Origin of the sequence: Streptomyces sp. NPDC019937 (assembly GCF_040631655.1) — a bacterium.
Taxonomy (GTDB): domain Bacteria; phylum Actinomycetota; class Actinomycetes; order Streptomycetales; family Streptomycetaceae; genus Streptomyces.
On sequence record NZ_JBEYAL010000015.1, the window covers coordinates 180,245 to 197,138 of the forward strand.

Here is a 16,894-nt window from a genome sequence, read left to right on the forward strand (position 1 = left end):
CGCCGACGATCGGAGCCGGAACAGTGAGCACACCCGCGCCCGTCCGCCGGGCCGCCTGGCCGTCCCCGGGCCTTCCTTCGCCGCCGGGCACCGCACTCGCCGTGGGCCTGGCCGTGATGACCCTGGAGGGCTACGACCTGGTCGCCTTCGGCGCGACCACCTCCCTGCTGCTCGACTACCGCCCCTGGCACCTCTCCGTCGCCTTCGTCGGCGTCCTCGGCAGCCTCACCCCCATCGGCATGCTCCTGGGCTCCCTGCTGGTCGGCCAGTTCACCGACCGGTTCGGCAGGCGCCGTACGACCCTGACCAGCATCGCGATCGTCAGCGCCGGCATGTTCGCCTGCGCCGCCGCGCCGCTGCCCGCGCTGTTCGGCGTGGGCCGGTTCGTCGTCGGGCTCGGCGTCGGCGCGATCTATCCGGCGATGGGACCGCTGATCTTCGAACTCGCCCCGGCCGGACGGAAGAACCTCCACTCGGGCATCGTGCAGTGCGGGACCGCCATCGGCGGCGCGTTCGCCGCCCTCGTCGCCAACGCCCTGCTGAGCGGCCACAGTTTCCACCTGGAGTACGTCGTCGGCGGCGTCGCCGGTCTGCTCCTGCTGCCGATGACCTTCTTCTGGCTGCCCGAGTCCGAGGAGTACCGCCGGGCCGTCAGTACGCCCGCCCCCGACGGCGGCGGTGTACGGGCGGTGCTCCGAGCGCCCTACCTCGGCACCACCCTGATGTTCTGCGCCATCGCGGCCCTGTCGTTCCTGCTCATCTTCGGCATGAACACCTGGCTGCCGCAGCTGATGCAGGCCGCGGATTACCCGCTGCGCGACGCGCGGACCTTCCTCGTCCTGCTGAACCTCGGCGCCACCGTCGGGGGACTCGGCATGGCGCTGCTGGCCGACCGGGCCGGATCGCGGGGACCGATCACGGCCTGCTTCGCCCTCGGAGCCGCCGCCCTGGTCGCCATGAGCGCCCAGCTGCCGCTGCCGGTGCTCTACGCCATCGTGGTCGTCGGCGGCTGCGGCGCGATCGGGGTGCAGGGACTGATCAACGTCTACATCGCGCGTTCCTACCCGGTGACCGCCCGGGCCAGCGCGGTGGGCGTCGCCCTGGGAGTGGGCCGCATCGGCGCCATCGCCGGTCCCACCCTCGGCGGCTGGATCCTGGCGGCCGGCCTCCAGCCCCGCTGGAACTTCGTCCTCTTCGCCGTCCCCGCCGTGCTCGGCGCGGTGCTTGCCCTGGCTGTCGGCGGACGGGCCTCCCGACTTCAGGGCCGTTGCGCCGCCGGGCCCGGCGCCAAGGAGCCGACGACGGCCGGACCCACTCGATGAAAGAGCACACTATGGACACCGACACCGACACCGACACCGACGCCGGCGCCTACGACATCGCCGTCGTCGGCTGCGGCCCCGTGGGACTGTCCCTCGCGCGGCTGCTGGCCATGAAGGGGCTGCGGGTCGCCGCCATCGACCCCAACCGGCTGGTCTGCCCGCACCCGCGCGCCACCCACCTCGATGACGAGACCATGCGCCTGCTCCAGACCCTCGGCGCACAGGACATGGAACACCGGTTCCTGCGCCAGGCCGCCTGGACCCTGCACCGCCCGGACGGGCAGCCCTTCCTCCGGCAGACGCTGCCGGAGGAGGAGTCCGACCAGGGCTGGCGCACCGACTACCAGTTCCACCAGCCCGACTTCGAGTCACGGCTGCGGGGTCTGCTCGCCGCCGACGCCAACGTGGACCTCTGGTTCGGCTGGACGGCCACCGCGATCGAGCAGGACGACCAGGGAGTGCGCCTCACGCTGCTGGACCGGGCATCCGGAACCGAGACCTCCCTCACGGCCGGCTGGGCCGTCGGCTCGGACGGCGCCCACTCCTTCGTCCGGCGCGTGATGAACGCCGGGACCGAGGACCTCCACGGCACCCAGCGCTCCCTCATCATCGACGTCCACCCCTTCGACCACCCGGCCCAGCTCCCGGCGGACAGCGGTTTCATCTGGTGCGAGGGGAAGCGGCCCGTGACCTACCTGCCGATCTTCCCGCCCATGCTCCGCTTCGAGTTCATGCTGCTCGGCGGGGACGACGCGGCGCGGCTCGAACGACCGCAGTCGGTGTACGACCTGCTGAGCCGCTGGCTGGAACCGGGCAGTTACCGCATCATGCGCACCGACACCTACGAATGGCACGCCCGGCTCACGCACGGCTGGCGCTCCGGCCGGCTGCTGCTCGCCGGTGACGCCGCGCACGAGATGCCCCCCATGCTCGGCCAGGGCATGTGCTCCGGGCTGCGCGACGCTGCCAACCTGGCGTGGAAGCTCGCCGCGGTGGTGAAGGGCGACAGCCCCGAGGCCCTGCTCGACACCTACGAGAGCGAGCGTGCCGCGCACGTACGCCCCTACATCGAGGAATCCGCCCGGCAGTCCAACCTGATCGAAGCGCTCGGCACGGGCGCGTTCCCGGAGCTGAACGGAACGCGGACGATCGAGAGGTTCCGGCCGCCGCTGGGACCGGGCGTGGTCCCCCGGCCGGGCGGCGCCGTCGGGCGCTTGAGCCCACAGCCCCGCGGCGCGAACGGGGAGAAACTGGACGACGTGAGCGGCTACGGCTACACCGTCGTCGGCAAGCCGGAGGTCACCTCCGCGGTCTCCGCCGACGTGCGGCAACTGTGGCGCCGCCTCGGCGTGGTGACCGTGCCGGAGACGGGGCCGGCCGTCGACAGCTGGCTGGCCGGGCACGCGGCAGCCGCGGCGATCGTCCGCCCGGACCGCTATGCCTTCGCGCTCGCCGCCGACCCGGCGGAACTGGAGCGAGCCACCCGTGACCTGGCACGGACCGTATCGACACAGGAGGTGGGCGCGTGAAGGAGTACGCGACCGGAATGACGTGGGGTGAGGGCCCCCGCTGGCAGCACGGCGCGCTGTGGCTGTCCGACACCCAGGGCGGAAAGCTGTGGACCGACCACGACGGTCCCTGGCGCGGCATCCCGCTGGACGCCGTCCCCAACGGCCTGTGGTTCCTGCCGGACGGGCGGCTGGCCGGCGCCATGATGTATGAACGGCGCATCGGGGTGTGGACCGGTGAGCGGTTCGGCACCTACGCCGACCTGAGCGCGGTGGCTACCGGTCCGCTCGGCGACATGGCCGGCGACCCGTACGGCAACCTCTACGTGGACGACGTCGGCTTCGCCGCGCACGCAGGTGAGCCCGTGCGGCCGGGCCGGGTGCTGCGCGTCGCCGCCGACGGAACGGTAGGGGTGGCCGCCGAGGACATCGAGTTCCCCAACGGCCTGGCCTTCGTCGACGACGGCCGCACCCTGGTCGTCGCCGAGACCACCCGGCAACGGCTGACCGCCTTCACCGTCGCCGCCGACGGTGCCCTCACCGGTCGGCGCACCTACGCCGACCTCGCCCGGCTGGTCGGCGAGGATGCTCGGCCGGACGGCCTCTGGGCGGCACCTGACGGCGTGTGGGTGGCCACCACGACCGGCCACGCCGTCGCCCTGGTGCGGGAGAACGAACTGGTGACGTCGGTGGGCACCGGGACGTTACTGCCGATCGCGTGCTGCGGCGACGGCGGGGACCGGCTGTTCGTCACCCTCGCCGACACCGGAGGCCGCCCGCTGGGCGAGGCCATGGCCCACAAGGCGGTGCGTACGACGGTCGCGCTGCTCGACGTGACGAAGGCGGGGGACGCCTTGTGAGTACGGAGCCACCGGATTGGATCCCGACGGCGCGGGCCGTCGAGGGCGCCCGGATCACCGACTTCGCGCGGTTCGCGGAACAGCACGCCGGACGTGACGGACGCGACCTGAGCGGCGACTACCACCGGCTGTGGGAGTGGTCGGTCAACGACGTGAACGGCTTCTGGGCCGCGGTGTGGGATTACTTCGGTCTGCCCGAGCGCCCGGCGGGCCCCGCGCTGGCGACCGAGACCATGCCGGGCAGCGTCTGGTTTCCCGGCAGCACCCTGAACTACACGGCCGAGGTGTTCCGAGGCCGGCCCGGCACCGGCACCGCCGTCATCACGGTGACCGAGGACACCGGCCCGACCGCCGTGACCTGGGACGGCCTGCGCCGCCAGGTCGCCTCGCTCGCGCGGGAGCTCACCGCACTGGGCGTGCGCCCGGGGGACCGGATCGTGGGGTACCTCCCCAACGGTCTGGAGGCCGTCGTGGCCTTCCTCGCCACCGCCGCCCTGGGCGCGACCTGGGCGGTGTGCGGGCAGGACTACACCGGGGCGGCGGCCGCGGCACGGTTCGCGCAACTCCTGCCGGCCGTACTGATCGCCGCGACCGGCTGCGTACACGCCGGCAAGCGTGTCGACCGCCGCGCCGATGTGCAGGCTCTGCGCGCCGCCCTGCCGGCCCTGGCGGCGACCGTCGCAGTAGGGGACGCGGCGCAGGTGCCCGGTGCCCTCGCGTGGTCCGCGCTCACCGCGCACGAGGACGCCGAACTCGCGCCGCTCCCGGTCCCGTTCGACCATCCGCTGTGGGTCGTGTTCTCCTCGGGCACGACCGGGCGGCCGAAGGGCATGGTGCACGGGCACGGCGGGGTGGTGCTCGAGCAGCTCAAGAACCTGGGCCTCCAGCTCGGCCTGCGCGCCGGGGACCGCCTGTTGTGGCACACCACACCGAGCTGGATGATGTGGAACGTCCTGGTGTCCGGCCTGCTGCTGGGTGCCACCGCCGTGTGTTACGAGGGCAGCCCGGCCCATCCCGGCACCGACGCGCTCTGGCGGCTCGCGGCCGGCCTGGAGGTGAGCGTCCTGGGCACCAGCCCCGGTTACCTCGCGGCCTGCCGCAAGGCCGGCGTGCGGCTCACCGGCCACGGTCCGGCCGCGCCGGAGCGGCTGGGGGTCACCGGCTCGGCGTTCCCCGCCGACCTCCAGCACTGGGTCGCCGGTGAACTCGGGCCCGGGACCCAGGTGGTGTGCAGCAGCGGCGGCACCGACGTGGTCACCGCGTTCCTGGGCGCCGCCCCCACCACACCGGTCCGGGCCGGCGAACTGTCCGCCCCCTGCCTCGGGGTGTCCGTGGACGCCTACGGCCCCGACGGGACATCGGTGCGCGGCGAGGTGGGAGAACTGGTGGTCCTGCGGCCGATGCCGTCGATGCCGTTGTTCTTCTGGGACGACCCGGACGGTTCGCGCTACCGCGCCGCCTACTTCGACACCTACCCGGGAGTGTGGCGGCACGGTGACTGGATCACCCTCACCGGCCACGGCTCGGTGCTCCTGCACGGCCGGTCCGACGCGACCCTGAACCGCCACGGCGTACGCATGGGCAGCAGCGACATATACGGCCCGGTGGAGGAACTGGCGGAGATCGCGGAGGCTCTCGTCGTCGGGGTCGAGCAGGACGGCGGCGACTACTGGATGCCGCTGTTCGTCACCACCACCGACGGCATCGGCCTCGACGACACGCTGCGCGAGAAGATCCACGCCGCCATCCGCCGCGGAGCCTCCCCCCGCCACGTCCCCGACGAGATCATCCAGGCCCCCGGCATCCCGCACACCCGCACTGGCAAGAAACTCGAGGTCCCCGTGAAACGTCTGCTGCGCGGAGACGCCCAGGACACTGTGGGCGACCCCGGCAGCGTCGACCGGCCCGACCTCCTCGACTGGTACGTGAGGATCGGCACCGCACACCGCGCGCGACGCGGCACGGCTCCGGGCACCCCCGGGTGACCGCGGCGCGGGACCGCGTCAGAGGCCGGACGAAGGAGACGAAGTGCCGGCGGAACCCGGATCGTCCCCGCACGGCGGCAAAAGAAGCGCGATCTCGGCCGCCGGTCGGGCGGTGTGCAGGCTGATCAGGTCGGTGATCAAGTCGTCCAGGGGCGGCCAGGGCATGTTCCCGTGGTCGTTGTAGAGGCTGACCAGGCCGTGCAGCCCGGTCCAGAGCAGGAGCCCGGCCTGCCACTGCCGCTCCGCCGTGGCCTGGTCGTCGGTGACGGCCGCCAGGGAGACCACCACGGCCTCCAGCGGTTCGGCCCCGGCGCCGTGTGCCGAGCCGGGGACGAGGTCGTCCGGCATCCGTCCGCCGAAGAGGGTGCGGTAGTGGCCGGGCTGGCCGACTCCCCAGCGCACATAGGCCGCGCACCGGGCGACGAGGTCGGCCAACGGGTCCGGGGCGGAGCGCGCGGCCTCGTCCATCAGCCGGGCCAGCTCCTCGTAGCGCAGCCGCAGTACGTGCTGGATCAGCGCGCTCAGGTCGGGGAAGTGGCTGTAGATGCTGGCCGGTGCCACGCCGACCTCCCGCGCGACCTGCCGCAGGGTCAGCGTCTCCGGCTGGTCGAGGGTGGCCAGCAGCTTCGCCGCGGCGTCCACGAGCTGGGCCTTGAGCAACTGCCCCTGTCCGCGCGGATTGCGGCGACGGGGAGCGGACCGCTCCTGAGGCGCCATCTTCGTCCCCTTCTGACCAGTGTGAACGGCTGAGCAACAGATGTTCACCGTACAGGCACCCCGCGCCTTGACATCCCTAACCAACGGTTGTTTAGTTAAGTCACCAACGGTTGTTCAGTAAAAGGATGTTTGATCATGCGTATCGCCATACTCGGTGCGTCGGGACGGACCGGCGGCACACTCCTCGACCAGGCGCTGGAGCGGGGGCACGAAGTCGTGGCCCTGGTCCGCACACCGGCCAAGGTCACCGTGCCCGCGCCGCGGCAGGTGGAGGTCCGGACGGCGGACGTCACCGTCCCGCGGGGCTTTCCCGACCTGAGCGACGTCGACGTGGTCGTCTCGGCCATCGGCATCGGCAAGGGCGACGGGCCGGGCGCGCTGGTCGCCGGGGCCAGGGCGCTCGCGGCGGCGGACGTGCGCACGGTGTGGCTCGGCGCACTGGGCTCGGGAGTGTCCAGCCGGTCGGGCGGATTGATCTACGCCGGGGTGATGCGGATGTTCGTCGGCTCGGAACTGGCCGAGAAGGTCGAGGCCGACGAGGTCGCCCTGGCCGCCGGCGCCACGGTGTTCCACGCCCCGGACGTCACCGACGGCCCCCTCAGCCCCACCCGCCGCACCATCCCCCTGGCGGAGCTGCGGCGCCCCCTGCTGCCGCCCCGCATCTCCCGCGTCACGCTGGCGGCCCTGCTGCTGGACGAGGCGGAGGCGGGCACGTACGGCACCGAGATCGTTGTGCCCCTGAGCTAGCCACCGCGGCAATCGCAGTAACCGCAGTAACCGCAGTAACCGCATCGAAAGGTCATCATGAGCGCGTTCGCAGGAAAAGCAGGACTCGTCACGGGCGCCGGAAGCGGCATCGGCCGGGCGACGGTGATCGAACTGGCCCGGCAGGGCGCCGCCGTCACGGTCACGGACATCGACGAGGCCGCCGCCGCCGAGACCACCGAATTGATCAGGAAGGACGGCGGACAGGCCCAGGCCCTCCCCGTCGACATCGCCGACGAGGACGCGGTACGCACGGCCGTCGAGCGCACGGTCGAGACGTACGGCGGCCTCGACTTCGCCGTGAACAACGCCGGCCTGGACTCGCACCACCGCAGGCTCGACCAGATGACCGCGGACGAGTTCGAGCACGTGGTCCGCATCAACCTGACCGGGACCTTCCTCTGCATGAAGTACGAACTGCCCGAGCTGCACAGCCGAGGCGGTGGCGCGATCGTCAACGTCGCCTCCAACGGCGGTCTGTACGCGATCCCGACCGCCCCCGCCTACGTGGCAGCCAAGCACGGCGTTGTCGGCCTCAGCAAGGTGGCCGCCGTGGACTACGCGCCGCAGGGCATCCGCGTTAACGCCGTCTGCCCCGGCCCGACCCGCACCCCCGGCTTCGAGCGGGTGGCGGAGGGCACCGACATGATCGCGATGCAGTCGGCGATGACCCCGCTCGGCCGGATGGCCACCTCGGAAGAGGCGGCGGCCGCGGCGGTCTGGCTCTGCTCGGATGCCGCGTCCTACATCACCGGCATCGCGCTGTCGGTCGACGGTGGGCGGCGGGCATGAGGGTCGTAGCGGTCGAGGAGCACATGGCCACCGAGGCGTTCCTGCGTGTCGCGCACGGGCTGGACGTCGCGCCGAGTGACCAGGCCGAGATGAACGGCATGCGCACCATGGAGAGCGACCCGGCGTTCCGCGCCCGGCTCACCGATCTCGCGTCCCGGCTGCGGGAGATGGACGCGCTCGGCCAGGACATGGCGGTGCTGAGCCTGAACCCGCCCGGGGTGCAGGCGTACCCGGCGGCCGACGCGGTGCCGCTGGCCCGGGAGTTCAACGACGCGCTGGCCGCGATCGTACGGCGGCACCCGGGCCGGTTCGGCGGACTGGCCACGGTGACTCCGCAGGCCCCGGAGGCAGCGGCCACCGAGATCGAACGGGCCATGGGCACGCTCGGCCTCAACGGCATCATGATCAACTCCCACACCGGCGGGCACTACCTGGACGAGCCGCGATTCGCCCCGCTGCTGGCGGCGGCCGAGGCGAGCGGGGCCCCGGTCTATCTGCACCCCCGGGTGCCGAGCATGCTCGACGCCTACCGGCCTCATGGGCTGCTCGGGGCGATCTGGGGCTACCAGGCCGAGGCCGGCCTGCACGCCATGCGGCTCATCCTCAGCGGCACGCTGGACCGTCACCCAGGGCTGACCGTCGTACTCGGCCACCTCGGCGAGGGCATTCCGTACTGGCTGCGGCGCATCGACAATCGGCACGCGTTCGCCGCCGCGACGGCCGGCGCGGCGACGCCGATGCCACGGCTGTCACTGACACCGAGCGAGTACTTCCGCCGCAACTTCGTGCTCACCACGAGCGGCATCGACGACCCGGACGTCCTGGGCCTGGCCCTGCGCGCGGTGGGCGAGGACCGCGTGATGTTCGCGGTCGACTACCCGTACGAGGACCCGAAGGCGGCCGTGGACTTCCTGCGGACCACCCCGCTGACCGACGACCAGCGCACGGCGATCGCCCACCGGACGGCGGAGCGAGTGTTCACTCTGACCGGGTGAGCCGGGCCTGCCCCGTGCCCTTGGCGCCGTGTGGGGCTCGGATATCTCTATCGGATGACTTGATGTCTTCTCTCTGTCCCAGCAGTGCTCCTACGGCGGGACACCTCGAAGGAGGCTGAGCTTCTCGTCCTGCGGCACGAAAACGCTGTGGTGCGACGGCCAGCTGCGGGGGCGGGTACGGTACGAGACTGCGGAGCGTCTCTGGTTCGCCTCCCTGTCCTCGCTGATTCCCCGCCGCCGCTGGGCCAAGGTCTTCCCGGTCACACCGAGCACGCTGCTGGCCTGGCACCGCAGGCTCGTCGCCCGCCGATGGGACTACTCCCGACGCCGTCGCGGTCCCGGGCGGCCGCCCAGGCAGGGCTGCCATCAAGAAGCTCGTGCTGCGCCTCGCTCGCGAGAACAGCCGATGGGGCCATCGCCGGATCCAGGATGAGCTGGCCCGGCTCGGACACCCGATCGCCGCCTCAACCGTCTGACAGATCCTCCACACCGCAGGAATCGACCCCGCACCCCGCCACACTGGCCCGACCTGGCGCGAGTTCCTCTCTACGCAGGCGACCGGTCTGATCGCCTGCGACTTCCTCCACATCGACACCATCAGCCCGCACCGCCTGTACGCCCTGATCTTCCTCGAGCACCGCACCCGGCGCCCGCACATCGCCGGCGTCACCGCACACCCGACCGCGGCCTGGACCACCCAGCAGGCCCGCAACCTCGCCACCGACCTGGGCATACGTATGGACTTGCTGCGCTTCCTCATCCGGGACCGCGACAGCACGTACACCGACGCCTTCGCGCGAACGAGTGATCGGCACTCTCCGCCGGGAGGTCCTGGACCACATGCGGACTGGAGTAGTGGTTCCGGCGCTACAAGTACTGGACGCTGATGTCGGGGCCGAGTTGTTCGGTCCCGGCGACTGTTTGTGTCCTGCCCACCTTGATGGTGAGCTGTGTCGGGGCCGAACGCCCGGCCAGGGACGGGCGTTCGGGGCGGGTGGGATGCCGTGATCGCGGAGGATTTCCCGGACGGTGGGGGCGGCGACTTTGATCCCCAGGGCTGCGAGTTCGTCGTGGATCCGGCGATATCCCCACGTGGCATTCTCCCTGGCCAGGCGGGGGCCCAGGGTGCGGATCGACCGGATGGTGGGTGAGCGTCCATGTCGCCTGGGTACGCAGGCCGCGGCATGGCGCCGCCTGAGGAGCTCGCGATGTCAGTGCGACACCGTCTCGGGGCGGACCAGCGGCAGAAGGTGCCGCGGTCTGTCTTCGGGGAGGTGGTGGAGCAGGCCGGCGAGGCCAGGCGCGGCAGCACGACAGATCATGATGCCGCCGGGGCCCTGTGCGGGTGAAGTACGTGGGGCGAATGACAAGGAGAGCCGAAGATCCGTGATCAGGCTTCCGACCTGCGTGGATGATGTACCGGCACCCGTAGTCGCGGTTCGACATCACCACGGAGACGTTGCGCCGGGATCTGACGCTGCTCGAACGGCGGGGTCTGCTGCGCCGGGTGCACGGTGCAGCGATCCCGGTGACGGCGGGGTCGGCCGAGACGGATCTCCCCGCCTGCCACCCGGTGACGCTCACCGAGCGGCGGCGTATCGCCAAGGCCGCGATGGAATACGTTCCCGAGACGGGCGCCATTTTGCTCGACGCGGGCAGAACGATGGGCGAACTCGCGGACCTCATACCGGTCGACCGGCAGCTCACTGTGGTCACCAACGCGATCGACGTCGCCCTGACTCTCACCGGCAAGGGCGATATCACCGTGATGCCGGTCGGCGGCCGGATCAAGTCCCGTCCGCTCGCCGCGGTCGACAGTTGGGCCTTGCGCCTGCCGAGCGAGATCTATATCCACGTCGCCTTCCTGGCTCCGCCCCGGCGGGATTTCGCTCGTACGCGGCCTGAACACCACCGACCCCTCCGAGGCGATGGTCAAGCGCGCGGCGATCTCGGCGACCCGGCACACCGTCGTGCCGGCCGACCACACCCAGATCGGCCATACTCATTTCGCCCAATTCGGCAACCTTGCCGACATCGACGTGCTGATCACCGGCGACCGGGCCAACTTCCATGTGACGAGGGATATCGAGCGGGCGGGTCCGCGCGTGCTGACCGTGTGAATCGCGCCCTGCGAAGCGGTACGATCGCGGCGTACTGATCATCCAAGCGGCGGCCCAGTGTTTTCGGCCGCTTGAGGACGCCCAACCGCCGTCGCCGGAGCAAGAGGAGTCACGGTGGTCGCGCGCAGTGGTCCGCAGTCCGAACCGGCCACGGAACTGGCCGGCCGCGACTGGGAACGGTCTCTCCTGGTCGAGCGTGCACGCGGTGCGTCGTCCGGCGCGGGCCAGGCAGTCCTGTTGCGCGGCCCGGCGGGCATCGGCAAGACCAAGCTCCTCTCCGTCGCGCTCGACGAGCTCACTCCCATCGCCCGGACAGTGTTGACCGTCAAATGCCCGGAGAGCGGTTCGGCCGCCTACGAGACGGTTCGTGGCCTGTTCGAGCCGTTGCTCCTCACCGAGGACGGAGCCGAAAGCTCGCCACTGCTCAGCGGGAGCGCCCGGCTCGCTCTGCCCGCCCTGCTTCCCGACCGCACGGACGAGACCGGTCCCACCGACACGTACTCGGTCATGCACGGCCTGCACTGGCTCACCGCCGGGCTCAGCGCCGACGGCTTGGTGGTGCTGGCGATCGACGACGTCCAGTGGTGCGACGAGGCGTCCCTGCGCTGGCTGGGATTCCTGCTGCGCCGCGCGGAGGACCTGCCGCTCATGGTGCTGATGACCCAGCGCACCGGCCACGAGCGGTCCCGGCCCGAGGTGCTCGATGAGATCAGCGACACCCTCAGCTGTCTGATCGTCGATCTGCCGCCGCTGACCACCGAGGCCGTCGGCGAAATGCTGCACCGGGCCTTCGACCGTGAACTCGGCTCGGCGTTCTCCGCCAAATGCGCTGAGATCACCGGCGGTAATCCGTTCCTGGTACAGCGGGTGGTCAGCCGCCTGCGCGGTGACGAGATCTCGCCCGGTGCCGAGCAGACGGCTCTGCTCGACGAGCTCGGATGGGATGTCGTCGCGCGCTCGCTGCTGGACCGGCTCCCCAGGGACGCGTACGCGGTCGCCACGGCCATCGCGGTGCTGGGCGGTGAGACCATCGAGACGATCGCGGCATTGGCCGGGACACAGCCGGGCCCGGCGGCAGCGGCGGTGGAGGTCCTGCGCGCCAACGATCTGCTGCTCGGCGACGGCCTCGACTACGCGCACGATTTGATCCGGAGCGTGGTGCTCGACACCACGTCGGCGGACGAGCGGGTGGCACTGCGCGAGCGGGCCGCCAGGCTGCTCAACGACTCCGGCCGCCCGGCCGAGGAGGTCGCGGTCCAGCTGATGCTGCTGCCTGGCGACCCGGCGCCCTGGATGGTCGGAGTGCTGCTGACGGCCGCGGAGAGCGCGGAGCACCGGGGAGCGCCCGCCGCGGCCGCGCGTTACCTGTCGCAGGCGCTGAAGCACGACCCGGACGACGTGACCTTGCTGGCCGCGTTGGCCAGGGTGCTCGGGCAGAGCGAGCCCGCAAAGGCGCTGGAGCATCTGGAGCACGCGCTGGGCCTGGTACATGATCCGCGCACCCGAGCCCCGCTCGTGGTGCAGTACGCCCTGACCTCGTTGGAAGTGCAGAACTCCCTGCGGGCCTTCGAGTTGGTGGACGAGCTGATCGACGCGATCGGCGCCGAGGACGGTGCGGAAGCCACCCCGGCGGACCGCGCGCTGCGCACGCTCGTCGAGTTCGCGTATCTGATTTCCGGCCTCGACGAGAAATCCACCGTGCACAGAGTGGGGCGGCGATTCCGCGACTACGTACCACCGCAGGGGGACACCGCGGAGGAGCGACAGCTGCTGGCCATGCTGTCCTCGCTCGGCACCTTCCAGGGCAGGCCCGCCACCGAGGTCGCGGCCCAAGCGGAGAAAGTCCTGCGCATCGGCGATGTCGCACCGGGCGGATGGGCGGTGCTGGGCGCCAGCCTCTCGCTCTACCTCGCCGACGAGATCGATCCCGCGCTGGACGCGCTCACCGCCCTGATCGAGCACGCGCAGCGCACCGGTGAGGCGTGGACGCACACTCTCGGCAGGAGTACCCGTGCCGAGGTCTACCAGTGGGCGGGCAACGTGAGTGAGGCGCTTTCCGACGCGCAACTGTCTTTCGACGTCGTGCTCCAGGAGTCCTGGGCTCCGAACGTGGTGATGCCACAGACCGCGCTCGCCTCGGCGCTGATCCGCCGGGGGGAGCCCGCGCGGGCGCAGGAGGTGCTCGACCTCATCACTCGGCCGCGGCTGGACCGATTCACTCTGGAATACCACTGGTACGTGATGGCGCGGGCGCGGGGCCGGGCGGCACTGGGTGACCTGGAAGGCGCCCTCACCCACTTCTACCGGTGCGCAGACAGCCTGGCCGAAGGGGACATCCGCAACCCCGTGCTGGCGCCCTGGTGGTTCGACGCGGCGGACGTGCTCGCCGAACTCGGCCGCCCCCACGAAGGACTGGACCTCATCGAAGGAGTGGAGGAATCGGTGCACCACTGGGGCACCAGGCGGGCCCTGGGCATGTTGAGGATGGCCCGTGGGGTGCTGACCGCGGGCGACGCCGGCATCGACCTGCTGACCGACGCGGTGCACACGCTCGCGGACTCGCCCGGCAGGTGGGAGCAGGCCAGGGCCGAGTATCTGCTGGGCCGCAGGCTGTACCGCAGGGGTGACGGCGAGGGCGCGCGCGAGCGGCTGCGCCGGTCGATCGACCTGGCCGTGCTGTGCGGGGACCAGCTACAGCTCAACCAGTCGCTGTCCGCGCTGAGCGAGGCGGGCGGCAGGTTGCGCCGCAGCACCGCCTCGCCCGCCGACACACTGAGCGGCAGCGAGCGCCGAGTCGCCGAGCAGGCCATCGCGGGGGCGACCAACCGGGAGATCGCCGAGTCGCTGTTCCTCACTCAACGGACCGTTGAGTTCCACCTCACGAGCGTGTACCGCAAGCTCGGCATCCGGGGCAGGCGGGAGCTCGCCCGCGCCTTGCGGAAGACATAAGGGCCATTCTGGTAATGGTTTGAGAGGAAAGGGCCATCATTTCGGGGTCCTTGTGCGGAATGAGTCCCATCCATGCGCGTAGAAATTGTCATAACCTCAAGGAAAGCTCGGCGTTACTCGAGCGATGCTGTACGGTCACCAGCACGGTTGTAATCTCCGGTGTATTGACTTCATCAAGGATCGCTGGTGCGAGTGATGCGAGAGGCGTACATGCGGAATTATCACGCGCGGTTCAACGTCGCAGCACTCCCTGCGCCTGTCCATGCCGCGGTGACACATCCCGGGCACGTGTCACGATGAGTCCCGCACCTTCTCTCGCCGCGGACGAATTCGTAGGCCGCCGGAGTGCCCTGACCGTGCTGGAGGAGCTGATCGCGACGCTCGAGGCCGGCGGGTCGGGCATGGCGTGCGTGACCGGCCCGCTCGGGGTGGGACGCAGCGCGGTGCTGCACCGGGCGGTGGACCGGGCACGCGCACTCGGGTCCGCCGTCGGCTTCGCGCGCTGCTCGCCGGTCGAGTCGCGGGTCCCCTACGCCGCGCTGACCCAGCTGTTCGCCGGGCTCCACCCGCCGTCACGGATGGTCGAACTGGCCACCGTCTGTATGCGTAACGGCCACTTCGCCGCCTCGGTGCCGCTGCTGTGCGACGAGTTCCTGGCGCTCGCCGCTGACCGTCCGCTGCTGCTCGCCGTGGACGACTTGCAATGGGCCGACATATGGTCGCTGCGCTGGTTCGCGGCGATGGCCCGCCGCGCGCACCACGCCCCGGTCCTGCTGATCGGCTCCTCCTACGGTCCGCTCTCCCGTCTTCTCGGCGAGGACTACCGCCTGGACGACGCGGGTCTCGCCGCGATGCGGGAGATCCCGCTGGCCTCCTTGTCCGCGGCCAACTCCCGGCAGCTGCTGGAAACACTGACGGGTCGTGAGGTCGGCGCGAGAGTGGCCGCCGTCGCGGCCGATATGACGTGTGGCCGCCCGGCCATGCTGCGCGGCGTCGCAGACTACTTCACCGCCCGGAACCTGCCGCTGGACGCCGAGCGGATTCCGCAGCTGATCGAGGCATCCTGGACCGCGTGGTCCGTACGGGCCAACCGCGCCATGGTGAGCATGCCCGCCGACGCGCTCGCCCTGCTGCGCGTACTGGCCGCCGTCGGCAGCAACTTCGAATTCGAGATCGCCGGTTCCCTGGCCGGACTGCGTGCTGCCAGACTGGACGGCGCGCTCGACACCCTCCTCGGCGCGGGGCTGGTGGTCGACCCCGACGCACCGCGGGTGCCCTGTCCTCGCCTCGCCGCCGAGATACTTGCGGCAATGACCGCCTCCGAGCGCGAAAACCTCTACCTGCAAGCGGCGGAATTGGCCCGGAAAATCGGGGCCGGGGTCGACACGGTCGCCGATCTCCTGGGCAACGCGCCGGCTTCCGGCCTGCCCTGGGCCGGGAAGACCCTGGCCGAAGCGTCCGTGTACCGCATGCGGCGGGGCAGAACGGACGCTGCGGCCGCGGCGCTGCGCCGCGCACTGCGGGAGCCGATGAACGACGCCGACCGGGCGCACCTGCTCACGCGGCTCGCCTCGATCGAGGTCGTGCACTCGCCCCAGGCCAGTGACGGAAGGCTCCGGCACGTTCTCGTACGCTACGCGAACAGCGACGCGTGGCCCTCCGTGGTCCGGGCAGCCGACTTGCTGCTCAGCCGTGGTGACGTCGAGACGGCACGGCGGGTGATCTCCGAACTGCACCAAACGTCGGCTGGTTCGATGTCCCAGGACGAACTGTCCCCGCTGAGCGCGCTGGGCTGGCTCGCGGGGGAGGAGGCGGGCACGGACCCCGAGACCCCGGTCGCCCCGCTGCCCGCCCCGGCCCGTCGCCCGGCCGACCCGGCTCAGGCCGGGGCGCGCGCCTGGCAGCTGGCCAGGCTGGCACAGGAACGCGACCGGGCACGGAAGCTGGGTCAGGCCGCGCTCGACGCGTCGAGCGACGTGCCCTCGATGTGCCGGATCGCGGCCTCCTGCGCGCTGCTGTGCGCCGACGACGTCGCCATGGGCATGGAGGGTCTGGACGCCGTGGTGGCCGACGCACGCAGACGGGGCGCCCGGGCGACCGCGGCGCGGGCGCTGCTCTACCGGGCGGGCGCCGCGCTGCGCCTCCACCACCCCGACGAGGGACTTCGAGACCTGGCCACCGCGACGCGGGAACTACCGCTGGAATCCTGGCATCCGGCGCTGGCAGCGAGGCATGTGGCGAGCGAGATCATGGCCCAGATCCGCTGCGGGAGGCTGGACCGGGCGCGGCGACTGGCGACCCGCCCGCTCGCTCACACCGCCGACCAGGGCATCGGCTGGGCTTTCCTGCTCTACGCCAAGGCGGAGCTCGGCCTGGTCACCGGCGAACCCGAAGACGCTCTGGTGCTCTTGGAAGAGTGCGGCCGGCTGTTGAGCGCGCGGCGTTGGAAGAATCCCATGGTTCTGCCCTGGCGCTGCACAGCCGCGGTGGCCCACCAGATGCTCGACGCTCCGCAGACCGCGGCCCGGCTGCGCGCGGAGGAGCATGCCGTACTGGACCGCTGGGGCACCGGCGACGCCGTCGGCCGGATGTGCGGCCAGACGGTGGAGATGCTGGCCGAGCTCGGCGTCGAACTCCCACGCCCCCCGGTCCGGGAACAGGTGAACGTACCGGCATCCTCACTCGCCGGGCTGTCCCAGCCCGAGCGTGATGTCGCGCGGCTCGTCGTCGGGGGCCTTGCCAACCGCGAGATCGCCGACGAACTCCAGGTCGCCACGCGGACCGTGGAGCTGCGGCTGACCAAGATCTATCGCAAGCTCGGGGCCAAGGGCAGAGCCGAACTGGTGGCCCACCTGACCCCCACGGGCCGGAACGGCTGAGT

Annotated in this window: 11 protein-coding genes and 3 pseudogenes; 12 read left to right on the plus strand and 2 right to left on the minus strand. The window is 71.3% G+C overall.

The genetic code is table 11. The annotated features are described in order from the left end of the window. Window positions 1–23: 23 nt before the first annotated feature. From ABZ562_RS17660 to ABZ562_RS17675, 4 genes are read left to right on the plus strand one after another with little or no spacing between them, the layout of a single operon-like run. Window positions 24–1,322: an MFS transporter gene (locus tag ABZ562_RS17660; RefSeq protein ID WP_361479803.1), complete on the plus strand. Its 1,299-nt coding sequence runs from the start codon at window positions 24–26 to the stop codon at window positions 1,320–1,322. A gap of 11 nt (window positions 1,323–1,333) precedes the next feature. Beyond that, window positions 1,334–2,851, plus strand: a complete 1,518-nt coding sequence (locus tag ABZ562_RS17665; protein ID WP_361479806.1) for a bifunctional 3-(3-hydroxy-phenyl)propionate/3-hydroxycinnamic acid hydroxylase — start codon at window positions 1,334–1,336, stop codon at window positions 2,849–2,851. After that, window positions 2,848–3,690 carry an SMP-30/gluconolactonase/LRE family protein gene (locus ABZ562_RS17670; RefSeq protein ID WP_361479809.1) on the plus strand — a complete coding sequence of 281 codons (843 nt, stop codon included), beginning with the start codon at window positions 2,848–2,850 and terminating at the stop codon, window positions 3,688–3,690. Before ABZ562_RS17665 ends, ABZ562_RS17670 begins: the two co-directional genes overlap by 4 nt. Beyond that, window positions 3,687–5,675, plus strand: a complete 1,989-nt coding sequence (locus ABZ562_RS17675) for an acetoacetate--CoA ligase (RefSeq protein ID WP_361479812.1) — start codon at window positions 3,687–3,689, stop codon at window positions 5,673–5,675. Before ABZ562_RS17670 ends, ABZ562_RS17675 begins: the two co-directional genes overlap by 4 nt. Before the next feature lie 18 nt (window positions 5,676–5,693). On the opposite strand, the gene ABZ562_RS17680 is transcribed toward ABZ562_RS17675, so the two are convergent. Further along, entirely contained in the window at window positions 5,694–6,392 is a 699-nt protein-coding gene (locus ABZ562_RS17680; protein ID WP_361479814.1) for a TetR/AcrR family transcriptional regulator, read from the minus strand. A gap of 135 nt (window positions 6,393–6,527) precedes the next feature. Between ABZ562_RS17680 and ABZ562_RS17685 the strand changes: the two genes are divergently transcribed. The 4 genes and pseudogenes from ABZ562_RS17685 to ABZ562_RS17700 all read left to right on the plus strand — a co-directional run. Beyond that, on the plus strand, window positions 6,528–7,139 hold the full coding sequence (locus ABZ562_RS17685) for an NAD(P)H-binding protein (RefSeq protein ID WP_361479817.1): 612 nt from the start codon (window positions 6,528–6,530) through the stop codon (window positions 7,137–7,139). A gap of 57 nt (window positions 7,140–7,196) precedes the next feature. After that, entirely contained in the window at window positions 7,197–7,949 is a 753-nt protein-coding gene (locus tag ABZ562_RS17690; protein ID WP_361479820.1) for an SDR family oxidoreductase, read from the plus strand. After that, window positions 7,946–8,944, plus strand: coding sequence for an amidohydrolase family protein (locus ABZ562_RS17695; RefSeq protein ID WP_361479823.1), 999 nt, complete (start codon window positions 7,946–7,948; stop codon window positions 8,942–8,944). Before ABZ562_RS17690 ends, ABZ562_RS17695 begins: the two co-directional genes overlap by 4 nt. A gap of 84 nt (window positions 8,945–9,028) precedes the next feature. After that, window positions 9,029–9,787 (plus strand): annotated as a pseudogene (locus ABZ562_RS17700) (integrase); the annotation flags it as partial. A 143-nt stretch (window positions 9,788–9,930) separates the two neighbouring features. Here the strand turns inward: ABZ562_RS17700 and ABZ562_RS17705 are convergent. Next, window positions 9,931–10,266, minus strand: a pseudogene (locus ABZ562_RS17705) (integrase); the annotation flags it as partial. Between the two features lie 137 nt (window positions 10,267–10,403). On the opposite strand from ABZ562_RS17705, the pseudogene ABZ562_RS17710 reads away from it, so the two are divergent. From ABZ562_RS17710 to ABZ562_RS17725, 4 genes and pseudogenes are all read left to right on the plus strand, one after another. Beyond that, window positions 10,404–10,745: pseudogene (locus ABZ562_RS17710) on the plus strand (hypothetical protein); the annotation flags it as partial. Between the two features lie 46 nt (window positions 10,746–10,791). Next, window positions 10,792–11,064 (plus strand): hypothetical protein, encoded by a 273-nt coding sequence (locus ABZ562_RS17715; RefSeq protein ID WP_361479875.1) that lies wholly within the window; start codon window positions 10,792–10,794, stop codon window positions 11,062–11,064. A 114-nt stretch (window positions 11,065–11,178) separates the two neighbouring features. Further along, complete coding sequence (locus ABZ562_RS17720; RefSeq protein WP_361479826.1) at window positions 11,179–14,013, plus strand: AAA family ATPase; 2,835 nt, start codon at window positions 11,179–11,181, stop codon at window positions 14,011–14,013. Between the two features lie 296 nt (window positions 14,014–14,309). Further along, window positions 14,310–16,892 (plus strand): AAA family ATPase, encoded by a 2,583-nt coding sequence (locus ABZ562_RS17725; RefSeq protein ID WP_361479829.1) that lies wholly within the window; start codon window positions 14,310–14,312, stop codon window positions 16,890–16,892. The last annotated feature ends 2 nt before the right edge of the window (window positions 16,893–16,894 follow it).